The following is a 14,281-nucleotide window of genomic DNA, read 5'->3' as shown; positions in this document are numbered from 1 at the left end:
CCGGACGCGTCCGCTCTTGCGGGCACGGTAGGCGCTGGGACCGGGCCCGGATTCGACTTGCCATGACATTCCTTCCTGCCCAGAAGCCCCACCGCCTTCGCTTGTTCGGCTCGCTGCTCGCGGCCGCCTCCACGCTTTTGCTCGTGCCCGAGGAAGCCCACGCGCAGTGTGATCCGAAGGCCGAGCGGAGCGGCTGCATCAACGCCGACAACCTCTGGGTGCACGCCGGCGCAGGGCCGTTCCTCTCGCTCGGCGCGCCCCTCCTCGCGCCCTCCGGCAAGGCCTCGTTCGGGCTCGCGCTGAGCTACCTGTCGCGGCCGATCGGGCTGCGCGTCGCGTCGGCGGATCCCGATGGGACCATCGTCCCCGTCATCGACAACGCCGTGAACGCGACCTTCCTGTGGTCGCTCGGCGTGCACGATCGGCTCGAGATCACGGCCGCATTGCCGATCACGTTCTACCAAGACGGCACCGGCCTCGGCGTGGCGACGGCGAGCGACGAGGAGCTGCCGCGGAGCTCGATGCGCGATGTGCGCTTCGGCTTCGCCGCCTCGATCCTGCCTCGGCCTCGCGCAGGCAGCGCCGACGGCGCGAGCGTCGTCGGTCGCTTCGAGCTCGCCGTGCCCGCGGGCGACGCCCAGGCGTTCGCGAGCGGCCGGACGATCACGTGGTTCCCTTCGATCGTCGCGTCCTACCGCCGCGGCCGCTTCGAGGCCGGCGTCGAGGCGAGCGCGCGCGTCCGCGGCGAGGCGCGCCTGGCGAACGCGCGCATCGGCTCGCAGCTCGGCGGCTCGCTCGGCGCGTCGTTCGACATCCTGCAAGACGGCTGGCTCACCGCGGCCGGCGAGGCGTTCGTCTTGTACAACTTCGCCGCGCAGAACCCGCCCGCGCGCACGGTCGAAGAGCCCGTGAGCCCCGCGTTCGTGCCCGCGGAGTGGATCCTCTCGGCGACGACGGCGCCGATCCTCGGCGGCGACATGTCCTTCACGATCTCCGGCGGCGGCCCGATCCCCTTCTCGTCCGAGGCCGCGGTGACGACGCCGCGCTTCCGCTTCGGCCTCGCCGCGCGCTACGCGCCCACGGGCCGCGACGTCGACGGCGACGGCGTGCTCGACCGCGACGACAAGTGCGTGAAGGTCGCCGAGGATCGTGACGGCTTCCAGGACGGCGACGGCTGCCCCGATCCCGACAACGACAACGATCGCATCCCCGACACGCAGGACCGGTGCCGCGACGCGGCCGAGACCGTCGACGGCTTCAAGGACGACGACGGCTGCCCCGATCCCGACGACGACGAGGACGGCGTGCTCGACGAGGTCGACGCGTGCCGCAACGAGGCCGAGGACAAGGACGGCTTCGAGGACGACGACGGCTGCCCCGATCCCGACAACGACGGAGACGGGCTGCTCGACAAGGTCGATCGTTGCCCGAACGGCGCCGAGGACAAGGACGGCTTCAAGGACGACGACGGCTGCCCCGATCCCGACAACGATCTCGATCAGGTCCTCGACGCGGCCGATCAGTGCCCCGACGCGCGCGAGGATCTCGACGGCTTCCAGGACGACGACGGTTGCCCCGAGATCGACAACGACGAGGACGGCATCGCCGACAAGGCGGACAAGTGCCCGCTCCAGGCCGAGACGATCGACGGCAAGGACGACGCAGACGGCTGCCCCGAGGCGGGCGCGAAGTCGCTCGTGCGCTGGTCGGGCGATCGCATCGTCGCGGAGACGCCGGCGCGGTTCACCCCGGGCAAGGCAGACGTGGCCAAGCCGATGGAGGAGATGCTGCGGCAGATGGCGCAGCTCGCCGCGGGCCGCGCTCCGATCGCCACGATCGTCATCGAGGGGTATGCCGACCGCACCGGCGACGAGTCGCCGAAGGCCCTCGGGCTCGCCGAGAAGCGCGCGATCGCGGTGAAGGACGCGCTCGTGGCCGCCGGTCTGCCGGCGGATCGCATCACGGCGGCGACGGGGGATCCGGGGGAAAAGCGCGCTGCAAACGTGCCGCAGTTCGAGATCACGGTGCAGCGGGACAAACGAGGAAAGCGTAGATGAACGTCGTCGAATCGAGGGGGATTCGCCATCTGGTCATCAGGGCCGAGAATGGCGAGGAAGTACCGCGCGGGCTGGCCCGCGCGCTCGAAGAGGCGTCTGCCAGGGCTGGCCGACTATCGGGAACGGGCGTGCTCGACAGCGTCGAGCTCGCGAGCGTCGACGCGGAAGGCGCGCGCGTGACGCGGCGGATCGAAGCGCCGGTGATGGCTGTCTCGATCACGGGCAACATCGCGCAGGAGGGCGCGGCCGTGAGCGTGCGGCTCTATGCCACGCTCGTGCAGGAGAGCCCGTTCGGCCTCCAGACGGTCGCCGGTGAGATCGTCTCGGCGCGCGCGCTCTCGCTCGAGATCTTCGCGACCGCGCTCGACGACGTCGCGCTCGTGCGGCAGGGCGACGATCGCTCCTTCACCGCGGCCGCCTCGGCGCAACCGCAGGCGCAACCGCAACCGCAGGCGCAACCGCAGGCGCAACCGCAGGCGCAACCGCAACCGCAACCGCAACCGCAACCGCAGGCGACTTCCCCTGCCCCTGTTCCTGCGCGCACCGCGGCGCCCGCCCCGCGCATCACGCACCCGGAGTCGCCGCGCGCGCCCTCCCCGTTCCCTGCGACCGCGCCGGCCGCGCCGACCGATCTCCCGACGGCGCCGACGCCGCTCACGCGGCCGACGCAGCACCGCGATGACGTCGAGATCTACCCGGACACGGGGGACCTCGTGAACCACTTCCACTTCGGCGAGTGCGAGATCATCAGCTCCGACGGCGAGCGCATCCGGCTGCGGCAGGAGAAGGACAGTCGCGTGCGCGAGGTCGCGCTCGGCATGCTCAAGATCGAGGCGCCGACGACCGATCCCGCCACGGGCAAGCGCCACTTCCGCCTGTCCCGCAAGCACTGACCCGCCAAGAAAAACAGCAGGCCCAACGCCGGGTAGGCCTTCACTCCGCTTCGCGTCGTTCAGGCCGTAGGGTGCGCCCCATCGAGGGCGCACCCTCCTTAAAAATCACCACACGCGCTGTGGAATGTTGATCGAGTCGCCCGCCTGGAGCGGGACGTTGGGGATCGTGTTGTCGATGATGTCCTCGACGCTCACGGTAACGACGCGGGTCTTGTCGCCGACTTGACGGCGGATCGTGACCCTGTCGCGGGCGGCCATCTGGTTGAAGCCGCCTGCGAGCGAGATCGCGCGGAGCAGCGTCATGCCGGGCTCGAAGCGGAGCGAGCCCGCGCGCTGCACCTCGCCGAGCACCTCGACGCGCTTGGAGTTGTACTCCTTCACGCTCACGCTCACGATCGGGTCGGTCAGGATCTCGTCCGCGATGAGCCGCGTGCGCACGGCCTCGGCGATCTGCTGCGGCTCGAGCCCCGCGACCTTGAGGCGCTTGATGTAGGGCAGATCGACGGTGCCGTCGGGCGCGACGGTGAACGCCGTGGGCAGGTTGTCCTCGCGCACGATGCGCATCTCGAACACGTCGCCCGCGCCCACGGTCTCGTTGCTCACGGGGGCGGGCAGATCCGCGGGGCGCGGACGCCCGCCGCAGGCGACGAGCACAGCGCCGAGCGCGAGCGTCGCGAGGAGGTCGCGCCTCCGCATCACATGAGCCAGCGGGCGCCCAGGTAGGCCTCGAACTGCTGCCACTGGAGCTTGTCCTCGCCGATGCCGGGGATGGTGAGAGAGTTGTCGCTGATGCGCGAGTTGTAGCGCAGCGTCGTGTTGATGCCGAACGCGTCCTTGAAGCGATACTCGGCGAAGCCCGAGGCGTCGACGCGGATGTCGGTCCAGGGGTTCTCCTGGATGCTCGGCGTGTTGATCGTCGGGTTGACGAGCGCGCCCACGCCGACGTCGACGATCACGACGAAACGACCGCCGAAGAAATACGTGAGCTTCAGGTAGCCGCGATCGCGCTCGAAGTACGAGCCGATGTACGAGTCGTAGAAGTCACGCGTGAAGCCGAGCGAGACGGACGAGAGCGTCGTGCTCGCGGCCTGCGGATCGACGCTCGGGTTCGGCGTGAGGAAATAACGGAGCTCGGCCTGACCGATGAGGCTGTCGAAGTCCTGCACGGTCTCGGCCGTCTCGGTGGAGCTCGGGTCGTAGAAGCTCGCGCCCCAGCCGGCCATGATCAGCGCGCCGAAGTTTTTCGTGATGAGGCCGTTGTAGCCGAGCTGCACGCGAAGCGGCGTCGAGCCCGTTTTCTCGCCTGCATCGAGGTACTGAACGATGCCGATGCGGGCGTCGTAGAGGAGCGCGGAGCGCGGCAAGAAGCGCCAGCGGCCTCGCGTCTGGAAGGTGTGGTGGATGTTCGTCAGGCCGGAGAAACGGTTCGATTCGAACACCGTGCCGGCGAAGTTGTAGCCGAGGCGCCAGTCGAGCAGACCGCTGCCCGGGTTCCAGACGAGCTCGGCCCCCGCGGTCGGCGTGAAGCGGTTGTAGCTCTCGGAAAAGTCCTCGCGGATCACGCCTTCCTGCGTGGGCTGGATGAGGCGTCCGACGCTCGCGTAGAGCGAGCCCGACCAGGGGCGCGTGGGCAGGATGTTGAGGCGCATGTCGAACAAGCCGCTGAAGTTGCGCTGTTGCCACATGCGCTCCTTGCCCTCGGTGGGGCCGGAGACCGGGAAAAACTCGTTGTAGGTCACCGAGAGGCCGCCGGAGAACTCGGCGGTGGGCGGGGCCTGCGTGGCGGCGCCGCCTTTGCGTTGCGGTCCGAGGGTCGAAAACGAGAACGACGGCGTCACGCGCAGGCGCATCGCGCCCACGGGCTCGCCCGCCGCGTCGCCCTCGCTCGCGCGCAGGAAGAAGTTCGAGTCGTAGCCGAACTCGAGCGCGACGCCCGGGTGCAGCTCGTAGTCGCCGACGCGGTAGCCCGGGCCCACGGTGAAGCGGCGATCGGCGAGCCAGGGTTGGTCCTGACCGAACGCCGTGGCAGGCGCGAGGGTCGCGAAGGAGAGGGCCGCGATCAGGAGGCCACGGTGGTTCATGGGATCAGGTGAAGCTCCGACGGTCCGGACCAACGCATCACTTGATCACGCTCGCAGAGGGCGGCGGCTCCACGATGACGACGACAGGCGGGTAAAAGGCCGGATCGTCGGGGATGCCGGGATCGATCTGCGTGACCGTCGACGTCTCGCCGAGGATGTCGGCGTCTTTCCCGATGCACTGGTTCGCCTCGGCCGTGAGCTGCTCGACGCGCTGCCGGAGGACGCCGAGGATCGTGAACTCGTGGGAAGAGAGATCCGCGTCGTCGCGCTTCACCGCGAGATCGAGCGCTTGCCTGCGCTCACGCGCGCTACGCAACGTCACGTCGATCTGGTTGAGTTTGTCGTTCAGGCAGAGCGTCTTCACGACGTCGCGCTGCGCCCGCGCTTCTTCGAGCAGGCGCCGCACGACGCTGCGCGCGCTTTCCATGCGCCCGATGTACGTATCCGTCTCCTGGAGCTGCTGCGCAGGCGTCAGCGTGACCTGACGCTGAAGGCCCGCGTTCGTGTCAGGCGGCGCAGGCGGCGCGCCTTGCGCCTGCGCAGACGCGATGCCAGCCCCGACGAGCAGCGAAAGCGCGCAAAGCGCGCCGAAGCCGAGCATCCGTTCTCGCTGCATCGAAGTCCTCCAAGGGGGCCAGACGGGGTCACTATAGAAGCGGCCGAGCGCACCTGTCAACGCGGGCAGGTGAAGAAACCCCGGGAAATCCAGCCGTTTGCGCGGCCAGGGCGGGACGGTCTCTCGGGGGGTTCTGTTGCAGCGCGCGGGAGGAACATTCACGCGCCCCGGACGCGAGCAGGATCAAAACGCGGACGTCACTGGCTGACGAAGGAGACGGGGATGACGACCGTCGCGCCGCCGCCCTCGGGGGGCGAGAACTGCGCGCTCTGTACGCGTGCGACGACGCACGAGACCACCTCGCCCGAGAGGCCACCGCCGCCCGAGGGCGACGCGGAGAGGACCTCGCCGTTCGGGCCGATCTTCGCGGTGATGCGCACCGAGCCCTTCATCGTCGGGTCGGTCTGCAGGCCGCGGTTGTAACAACGCCGGAAGCCCGCGGCCATGCCGGCCACGACGGAGGAAGCGTTCGCGACGTTGCCGCCGGAGACCGCTGCACCGCCGACGTTCGCGCTGCCCGTCGGCCCCTTGACCGTCTTCGCCGCGCCTTGCGCGCTCGCCGCGGCCGCCGCCTGCGTGTCGCCGATGTTCGCGAGTCCGCCGCCGCCGGCCGCGCCGGGGCGCACGGTGCCGCCGCCGGCCGCGCCGAGGTTCAAGCCCGCGATGCCGCCGAGGCCCGCGCCCGCGCCCGAGGCCGCCGCGTTGTCGAGCAGGCCGAGCGGGACGTCGCCACGATCGAGGACACCGGCCGTCGCGTTGCCCGCGGCGTTCAGGGCGCCGAGCATCTGCATGTCGAGCTGGTTCAGCTCGTTGGCGATCGCCGAGGCGCGCGTGTCGCTGATCTTGCCGCCCGCGCCCTTCGCCGCGGACGCGCCCGCCGAGGGCTTGGGCGCCTCGGCCGCCGCAGTCGAGGCCTGCGTCGGCTGATCGTTCGTCTCCTTCGGCTGCTCGACCGGCGGCGGCGGGGGCAAGCTCCGCACGGTCTCGAGGATCTGCGCGACGTCGACCTCGTCGTTGACGAGCGGATCCATCCAGTCCGAGTAGATGGTGCCGACCGCGCCGAAGTGCAGGAGAAACGAGAACGCCGCGATGATCGTGGTGGTCCAGTCGATCGACTGGACGAAGCCGCCGCGCACCGACGCGGGGAGCTGCGGCTTCGGCTGAGGCGGCGGCGCGGCGACGAACTGGAAGAGGAAGGTCGTGTCGCCGACGACGATCTTGCCGCGGGCGTCGTCGCTGAGCGGCACCTGGAAGGCCTGCACCTGGCCGATGCTGACCTTCTTGGCCTGGGATTTCAGCGAGGCGAGGTCACTCACGCCGGTCTTCAGCGCGATGCGACCGGACATGCCTTCGAGGAAGTTCAGCGCGTATTCGCTGCCGACCAACTCGAACAGCCGGAAGCTCGGCGGCACGTTCTTGGTCGGCGTGACGAACATGCTCTTTTCGCTGGGGCCGATGGTGACGTGGGTGCGCTGCTTGATGATGCGCTCCTCGATCACCTTGCCGCCCTGGACGACCCCGACGCGCAGGACCTTCGGGCCCGTCGCCTGGTTCATGGCCCGCATGACTGCGGTCATCTGACCGGGCTTCGTCCCGGACCCCGTCTGCGTCGTCGTCTGCGTCATGAAAAGGGCCTCCGCCTGGGGCGATGAAGACGCCCAGCCGACACGGAAGTTTCATCGGAAGGGTACACAACGGCGGGAGATCGGTAAAGCGCGCGGCTCACGCGCCGCGTCTTCGGCCCGGACGGGGCGCTCGCGGAGGGGCGCCCGGAGCGAGCCGGTCGCGGAGACCGAGGGTGTCGACGAGGGCGTCGACGGCCTTGCGCTGGTCGTCCGCGAGCTCGCGGGCGCGGCGACCGAGGGCGGCGCAGGTGGCCGCGGCGCCGAGCCCGAGGACGAGGAGCGCGGGCGCGGTGAACGAGATCGAGCTGGGTCGGAGGAGGACGGTGATCACCGTGAGGAAGAGGCCTCCGTAGGCCGCGATGCGCGTGGCGGCGCCGGGCCAGGATGCGGTCGCGTCGAGCGCGAGCTCGATCTCGGCGAGGAGCTCGTCGACGGCAGCGCCGCGGGCGTCGTCGGAGGTGTCTTCGGAGGCCTCGATCAACGCGGCGAGGCGGCGCTCGGCGCTGCCCTCCGGCGCACGCACGGCGAGGGCCGCAGCGCGCTCGTTCACAGGAACGCGCTTCAGCGCGACGAGGAGCTCGGCGGTCTTGCCGGAAGTCGCGCGCCGGACGCGCGCGAGGTGCGCCCACGCGAGGAGCACGGAGGCGAAGGAGATGAGGACGCCGAGCGCGAGAATCAAGCGTCGAGGCGAGATCGTTGGATCAGAAAGGATCCTTGAAGATGGCCTCCTCGATGCGATCGAGGAAAGGCTGCCGGAGCTCGGCGAGCGTGAGCTTGGGCTGGATGCGGCTCACGTCGACGGCGGCGATCGGCTTCTCGATGCGGCCGGTGATCGTGACCTCCGACAGCGTGATCGCGCCGCGAGGTTTTTTGTCTTTTTCTTGCGCCTCGGCGGTTCGTACCGACGAACCGAGGACCACGAGCCCGGCGAGGATCAGCATCGCTCTCCGCATGCGCGACCTCCGTTCCACAAGATGCCTCGTCTGAAGCGCGCCGTCCATGTGCCTAGATGCCCGGGGGTGGTGTGGAGAACGGCGCGACGATGGTGCTGGTCGGCGTGGGCGCAGGCGCAGGCGCGGCGGGCGGCGGCTCGGGCGGGGGCGCAGGCGCGGCGGGCGGCGGCGCAGGCGCGGCGGAGCTGTCCGAAGGCGCAGGCGGCGGGGCCGCGGAGCTCGCGGGCGGCGGGCTCGGCGGGGGCGCAGCGGCGTCCGGGGCGCCGGCATCCTCGGTGCTCGGCGTGCTCGGGAGGGGTGCGACGGGCGCGGGCGCCTCGGCAGCGGCCGCGGCGGCGAGCTCGCCTTCCTTGAGCTTCGCGCGCTGCAGGAGCTCCTCGGAGTCGTCGCGCTCTCCTTTGCGCCGGAGCTCCTGGTACTTCTTCAGCTCGACGATCGCCTCGGCGACCTGCTGCTTGGCCGACATGCCGGGGACGCTCGGCGCGAAGAGGTACAAGAGGCCGAGGTCGTAGTGGACCTGCGGCATCGATGCGTCTCGCGCGAGCACCCACTCGAACTCGCGCTTCGCGTCGCCGTACCGGCCGAGCAAGCGGTACGTGTCGCCGAGCGCGAGGTGCGCGGGGAGGTTGTCGCCGTCGTAGCGGACCGCGCCTTCGAGGAGCGGGAGCGCCTCCTGACCGTTGCCGGCTTCGAGCAGCATCGAGGCAAGCTGCACACGCGCCTCGACGAGATCAGGCCTGCGTTGCACGGCGCGGCGGAAGTTGTCCATGGCGCCCGCGCGCTGGGATTGCTCGCGCAGGATGAGGCCCCGCAAGAGCAGCGCCTCGGGGTTCTCCTTGTCGCGCGGAGGGTTGTCCGCGCCGAACCCGTCGAGGATCGCCTGCAGCGCGTAGAGCGCGAGATCGAGCCTGCGGTTGCGGTAATGATCGCGGGCGATCACGACCATCGCGGGCCGGTAATCCGGGTTGATCTTGAGCGCCTCCTGGGCGAGGCGTTGCGCCGATCCGGTGTCCTTCTGCAGGCTCTTTACCTCGGCGAGCGTGGCCGTGACGGCCGCCGATCGCGGCATGATGGCGCGCTTTTCCGTGAGCAGACGTTCGGCCTCGCCGAGGTTGCCCTTCCGCGCGAGCAGCATCGCGTAGGCGATGATCGCGGGCTCGTAGTCGGGCGTGATGGAGAGCGCCTTCTGGTAGCTCGCCGCAGCGTCGGGCTCGCGCAGGCGCTCCTGCACGGCGCCGAGCGAGTAGTGCGCGTGGGGGGCGCGCGCGTCGGCCTGGATGACCTGCTGGAAGAGGCCCTTCGCCGCCGTGAGATCCCCCGCGGCAAACGCGGCCATGCCTTGCTGGTAAGGCCCGGACGCGGCGGGCGGGAGCGGCGCGGGCGGGGGCGTCGGCGGCGGGGTCGTGAGCGTCGGCGGCGCGCTCGGCGTGAGGCTCGGCGTGGGGCTCATGCCCACGATCGGCGCGGGCTGCCCCCACGGGTTCATCCCGTTCGGGCCATTCGGGTACGCGGCTGAAGGTTGCGGCGGCGTCTGCGGCTTCTGCGAGGTCGTCTCCTCGCAGGAGGCCGCGAGGAGCGGCACGAACGCGCACGCGAGCACGACGAGGGCCGGGGGGATCGCGGGGGTTTGGGGGCGTAGCTCCGCTCGTCGGAGTGTAGCCCCCAAGCGTAGGAAGAGTTTCATGGCAGCGTCACCGGGAGCGGCGCGGGCAGGCCGTCGGGCTGCAGCGCGGGCGCCATGCCGGGCCGCGTGCGCAGGAACATGCCGTCCTGGTACTGGAACGGCTGTCCCGTCTCGGGATCGATGATCCCCTGGCTCATGTCGCGGATCTTCGCGTCGCCAAGGATGTCGGTGAAGAACGCGAGCCTTTGAATCGCGTGGTCGACCTCGGGGTTTCGCACGTTCCACGCGCGCGCGTAGACCACGGCCTGCACGTAGAACTTGATCATGGCGCGGTCGGCATCGTTGAGGAGCCGCTCGCGCGCCTCGCGCCACTGCTCGCGACGCTTCTGGCGGATGGCGTCCGCGGTCTCCTGCAAGTCCTCGCGATCGCTCGTCTCGGCGAGCTTCAGGAGCTTCTCCTCGCGATCGGTGTAGAGCTTCAGGCCCGGCGGGCGCGTGTTGTAGAGGCCCGTGCGGCACGAGTCGTAGAGCGAGCCTTGCCGCGCGAACGCCGCGACGGACAGGGCGCGCGACTCGTACGTCTTGATCACGGACTGCAGGTCGTTGAAGTGCGTGTCGCCCGCCTTCTTGAGGTCGTCGGAGTACGTCTTGATGACCTTGTCGATGACGCCTGCGTAGCGATGGTGGCCGGCGTCGTAGTCCCAGGACTGCCGGAGCTTGTCGTTGATCACGCCGTACGCGCACTCGGCGGCCATGTCGGCCTGCATCGTGCCGAGCGCCTTCTTGTTGTCCATCGCGGCGAACGCCTTGAACTTGTCGAAGGCGCCGATGGTGTTGCGGCACCACTCGAACGCCTTTGGATCCCCGGCCGCCTTGCGCATCTTCGCCGCGTGGAAGGCCGCCTGGACGAGGAACGGCGTGGCCGCCGGCGTGAGGCGGTTCATCTCGTAGTAGTTCTCCATCGCGTCCATGGCCTTGACGCGCGCGGCCTTGTTCGCGCCTTCGTCGAGGCCCTTCTCGTCCCACGCCTTGAGGTCGGCGGACGCGACGATGTAGTCGATCTCGGCCTTCTGCTCGACCGGGGCATCGAGGTTCAGGAACGCGTTGCGTGAGGCGATCATGCGGTCGCGCTCGCCCACGTTTGCGTAAAGGAGGACCGCGCCCCGGGCCGCCTCGCGCCGGGCGGGTTTCTCGAAGCGGCCGTTGCGCGAGATCGTGTCGTACGTCTCGGCCGCGGCGCGGTAGTTGAAGAAGAGCACGTATGCCGCGCTGAGCGCGTCGTAGGCCTGCTTCAGGTACTTCACGCGCTCGGCGTAGCGCTTCGGATCCGCGGGCTTCGGGGGCTTGCTGGCATCGTCGCCCTTCTCCAGCTTCGAGAGGTTTGCATCGCTCCCGTACTCCTTGATGAAGAGCGCATACATCTCGATGGCCTGGTCGTAGTCGCCGACCTGCTTGTAGCAGTACGCGCCGTTCATCGCGGCCTCCGGCGCCTCGTCCCGCGCCGGGGCCTTTTCGAGCGCCACGCGGTAAAGCGCCGCCGCCTCGCGCCACGCCTGCACGCGCTCCGGCCCGTCGGGCATCTTCTCGGCCTTCTCGAACTTCGCCGCGGCGTCGACGTAGTAGCCGCGCGAGATCGTGGGCTGGGCGATGCCTGTCTCCTTGAGCTTCTGCTCCTCGCTGATGGCGCAGCTCTTCGTCATCGCGGCCTCGGCGAGCGCGCGCGAGCGCGGCACGTCGTTCTCGAGGTTCGCCATCGTCGTGAGTTTTTCCCACGCGAGGTAACCGAACGGCGTCTTGCTGCACTGCTCGGCGTAGATCGGCTCGAGCCTGCGTCGCGCCTCGGCGAAGTTGCCGTACAGGAAGAAGAACTCCGCGGACTGGTAGGCGTAGAGATCGCTGTTCTTCTGGTCCTGGTTCGTCTGCGGATCCCGCGTCGAGAGATCACTCGCCGGAGGCACGCGCTGGATGTACTCGTCGCGCGCCGCGACTGCGTCCTTGATGACCTTCGGCAGCTCCTCGACGGCGACCTTCTGCTTGTCGTTCTCCGTGACGATCTTGAGCCCCGTCCGCTGCTCGATCCCCTCTTGCCCGCCCGTGCGCTTGTAGAGCTTGTACTGGTCGAGCAGCGCTTGGTACGCGGTGTCGACGACCATGAACGCGGCGGGCTGCAGGTGCTTGTCGTCCTCGTTCGAGTCGCGGACGTCGATGGCGGTGCGCCGCGCGGTCTCGATCTCGTCGACTGTCGGCGAGCGATCCATCGCCACCTGGATCACGAGGACCATGTGGTTCGCGTCGGCGAGCCAGTAGCGGCTGTCGTAGGCGTCGGGCGCGTTCTCGTCTTCCTGCAGGACGCCCTGCCAGCCGAGCGCGGCCATGCGGTACTCGGAGAGCGCGCGTTCGAAGAGCTTGGTGCGCGTCTCCTGCTCGCCGCTCTGGATCGCCGCGTTCACGAGCGCGCTGCCCGCGTTCGTGTGATCAGCCGCGGCGCGACGCAGGCCGCCACGCACGAGGCGCTCGGCGGTCTGAATGGCCTCCGGATCGTCCTTGTTCGCCTCGACCCACGGCGTCTTGCCGACGTAGTTCGCGAGCTTCGTGCGCGCGTCGAGGGCCTTCGCCGCGTTCTCCGCGCGCTCGGCCGTCCCCTCGCGCGACTGCCCGGTGAGCGTGTCGTAGATGTCCGCGATCTGCGCCTGCATGACCGGCGCGTCGCGGTGCGTGGGCCACTTCTTGAGGATGAGCTCCGAGACCTCGATCGTGTTCCGATACTGGTTCAGCTCCTTGAACTCGGCCGCGAGCGCTTTGTAGATCTCCACGGTCCACTTGCGATCCTGCGGGATGAGCGCCGCGTTCTGCACGCGGTCGATCGCGATCCGCATCTTCTGCTCACGGATCCGCGGATCCTGCTCGAGGTCGAGGATGTCGCTGCGCGGGACGAAGGGCTCATCCGCGGCGGGCCCCGTGAAGTCGAGGAACGTGAGCGCGCCGGCGATGTACGTGTACGACTCGCCGCGGAAATCCGTGCCCGGATCACCCGTGAGTTTTTCCTGTTCGTCGGTGTACTTGAGCAGCTCGACGAACTGCCGGACGCTCGTCTCGTAGCGGAGCTGCTTGAAGTACGTCCACGCGAGCTTGTACATCGCGACGCCGTAGACGGGCGGCTTCTTGTACTGGAGTGATCGCGTGTATGCGACCTCGGCGCGGTTCAGGCTGAAGGGCCCGCCGCCCGGATCGATCTCGTTGAAGTGGTAGTCGCCGATGAGCCACCAGACCTCGGCGAGGTACCGCGGCTCCGCGCCCTCCGCGACTTTCTGCGGGATCGGCTTGCAGCCATCGGGGTACGGGTTGACGAAGACGAGCTCGTCCTCGATCGCCGGCGCTTCCGGCTCGGGCTCCGGCTCCTTCCCCTTCCCCTTGCCCTTGGCGTTCGTCTTCTTGGGCGGCGGCTGCGCGGCCTTGCGTTTCGCGGCCTCGCCGATGGGGATCGGGTGCCGTGACTCCCAGCCGAGCCAGTAGTCGCGATCGTGATCCTGCGGGAGCTTGCCGACCGTGTCCCGCGTCGGATCCTTCGGATCCGTAGGAACGGGGTACGGGTAGCGGTCGTGGCAGACGAACGATCGGAAGACCTGCTGCGCCTCGAAGATCCGCGCCGAATCGTTCAGCGCGTGGCCGAGGTAGTAGTAGACGCCGGCGAGCTCCTTGTACTGCGGGAACTCGCGGATGATGCGCTTGTAGAGGGCGATCGCGGGCCGGAGGCCGATCGCGAGATCGTCGGAGAGATCGGTGTCCTCGCGGGCGCGCTCCTCGTAGAGCGCCGCGAGGCGGAACATCGCCGTGGGCGTGCTCTCGGGGTGCGCGTTCCTGCCGCTGTACGTCTCGACGAACTTTTCGAGGCGGCGGATCGCCTCCTCGCGCGCCGACTTCAGGTCCTTCTGCTCGACGTCGATCTCGCGATCGAGGGCGGCGATGACACGACGCCTGCGCTCTTCGTAGTGCTGCTGGATGATCCGCGTGATCGACGAGCGGTAATCGCGCGCGGCCTGCTCGTACGCTACGGCCTCTTTCTCGAGCTCCGCGAGCACCGCGACCTGCTCGGGCGTGGGAGGCGGCGGCGGAGGCGCCTGCACGCGCGGCTTGAACGCGGGCGTGGGCGGCGGGATGGGCGGCGCGCTCGCGGACGCCGTCGGAGCTGCGGTCGGAGGTGCTGCGCCCGGGGGCGCCGTTGGGATCGCGCCCGGAGGCGCCGTGGGCATCGCGCCCGGCAGTACCGTGGGCGCTGCCGTCGGTGGTGCGGTCGTCGGCGCCGTGGGCGCTGCTGTCGGCGGAAAGGGCTGCGGCTGCGACGCAGCGCTGCCCGCGACGCACGTCGCGACGAGGAGCGCGAGGATCGACGACGCGCCGCGTCCCGACCGCGACGAGGAACGACGAAGCACGC

10 protein-coding genes are annotated in these 14,281 nt (G+C 69.6%); 2 read left to right on the top strand and 8 right to left on the bottom strand.

Annotation, left to right across the window (positions count from 1 at the left end):
- Nucleotides 1-62 precede the first annotated feature (62 nt).
- The gene (locus POL67_RS18585; RefSeq protein ID WP_271918832.1) at nucleotides 63-2,057 is read left to right on the top strand and encodes an OmpA family protein; all 1,995 of its coding nucleotides are present in this window, start codon (nucleotides 63-65) and stop codon (nucleotides 2,055-2,057) included.
- A complete protein-coding gene (locus POL67_RS18580) occupies nucleotides 2,054-2,950 on the top strand; it encodes a PPC domain-containing DNA-binding protein (protein ID WP_271918830.1) in 897 nt (298 codons plus the stop codon). Before POL67_RS18585 ends, POL67_RS18580 begins: the two co-directional genes overlap by 4 nt.
- Before the next feature lie 105 nt (nucleotides 2,951-3,055).
- On the opposite strand, the gene POL67_RS18575 is transcribed toward POL67_RS18580, so the two are convergent.
- The 8 genes from POL67_RS18575 to POL67_RS18540 all read right to left on the bottom strand — a co-directional run bounded on the left by POL67_RS18575 (nucleotide 3,056) and on the right by POL67_RS18540 (nucleotide 14,279).
- Nucleotides 3,056-3,646: a polysaccharide biosynthesis/export family protein gene (locus tag POL67_RS18575; protein WP_271918828.1), complete on the bottom strand. Its 591-nt coding sequence runs from the start codon at nucleotides 3,644-3,646 to the stop codon at nucleotides 3,056-3,058.
- On the bottom strand, nucleotides 3,646-5,031 hold the full coding sequence (locus POL67_RS18570; RefSeq protein ID WP_271918826.1) for a hypothetical protein: 1,386 nt from the start codon (nucleotides 5,029-5,031) through the stop codon (nucleotides 3,646-3,648). Before POL67_RS18570 ends, POL67_RS18575 begins: the two co-directional genes overlap by 1 nt.
- Before the next feature lie 37 nt (nucleotides 5,032-5,068).
- Nucleotides 5,069-5,647 carry a hypothetical protein gene (locus POL67_RS18565; RefSeq protein ID WP_136969621.1) on the bottom strand — a complete coding sequence of 193 codons (579 nt, stop codon included), beginning with the start codon at nucleotides 5,645-5,647 and terminating at the stop codon, nucleotides 5,069-5,071.
- Nucleotides 5,648-5,844: 197 nt separating this feature from the next.
- Complete coding sequence (locus POL67_RS18560; protein ID WP_271918823.1) at nucleotides 5,845-7,272, bottom strand: AgmX/PglI C-terminal domain-containing protein; 1,428 nt, start codon at nucleotides 7,270-7,272, stop codon at nucleotides 5,845-5,847.
- 97 nt (nucleotides 7,273-7,369) lie between these two features.
- Nucleotides 7,370-7,951 carry a hypothetical protein gene (locus tag POL67_RS18555; protein WP_271918821.1) on the bottom strand — a complete coding sequence of 194 codons (582 nt, stop codon included), beginning with the start codon at nucleotides 7,949-7,951 and terminating at the stop codon, nucleotides 7,370-7,372.
- Between the two features lie 22 nt (nucleotides 7,952-7,973).
- Nucleotides 7,974-8,225 (bottom strand): hypothetical protein, encoded by a 252-nt coding sequence (locus tag POL67_RS18550; protein ID WP_136931354.1) that lies wholly within the window; start codon nucleotides 8,223-8,225, stop codon nucleotides 7,974-7,976.
- Between the two features lie 52 nt (nucleotides 8,226-8,277).
- On the bottom strand, nucleotides 8,278-9,909 hold the full coding sequence (locus POL67_RS18545; RefSeq protein ID WP_271918818.1) for a tetratricopeptide repeat protein: 1,632 nt from the start codon (nucleotides 9,907-9,909) through the stop codon (nucleotides 8,278-8,280).
- Nucleotides 9,906-14,279 carry a tetratricopeptide repeat protein gene (locus POL67_RS18540; protein ID WP_271918816.1) on the bottom strand — a complete coding sequence of 1,458 codons (4,374 nt, stop codon included), beginning with the start codon at nucleotides 14,277-14,279 and terminating at the stop codon, nucleotides 9,906-9,908. Before POL67_RS18540 ends, POL67_RS18545 begins: the two co-directional genes overlap by 4 nt.
- Between the last annotated feature and the right edge of the window lie 2 nt (nucleotides 14,280-14,281).

Origin of the sequence: Polyangium mundeleinium (genome assembly GCF_028369105.1) — a bacterium.
GTDB classification, from domain to species: domain Bacteria; phylum Myxococcota_A; class Polyangia; order Polyangiales; family Polyangiaceae; genus Polyangium; species Polyangium mundeleinium.
This window is presented reverse-complemented; position numbering and strand designations above follow the sequence as displayed.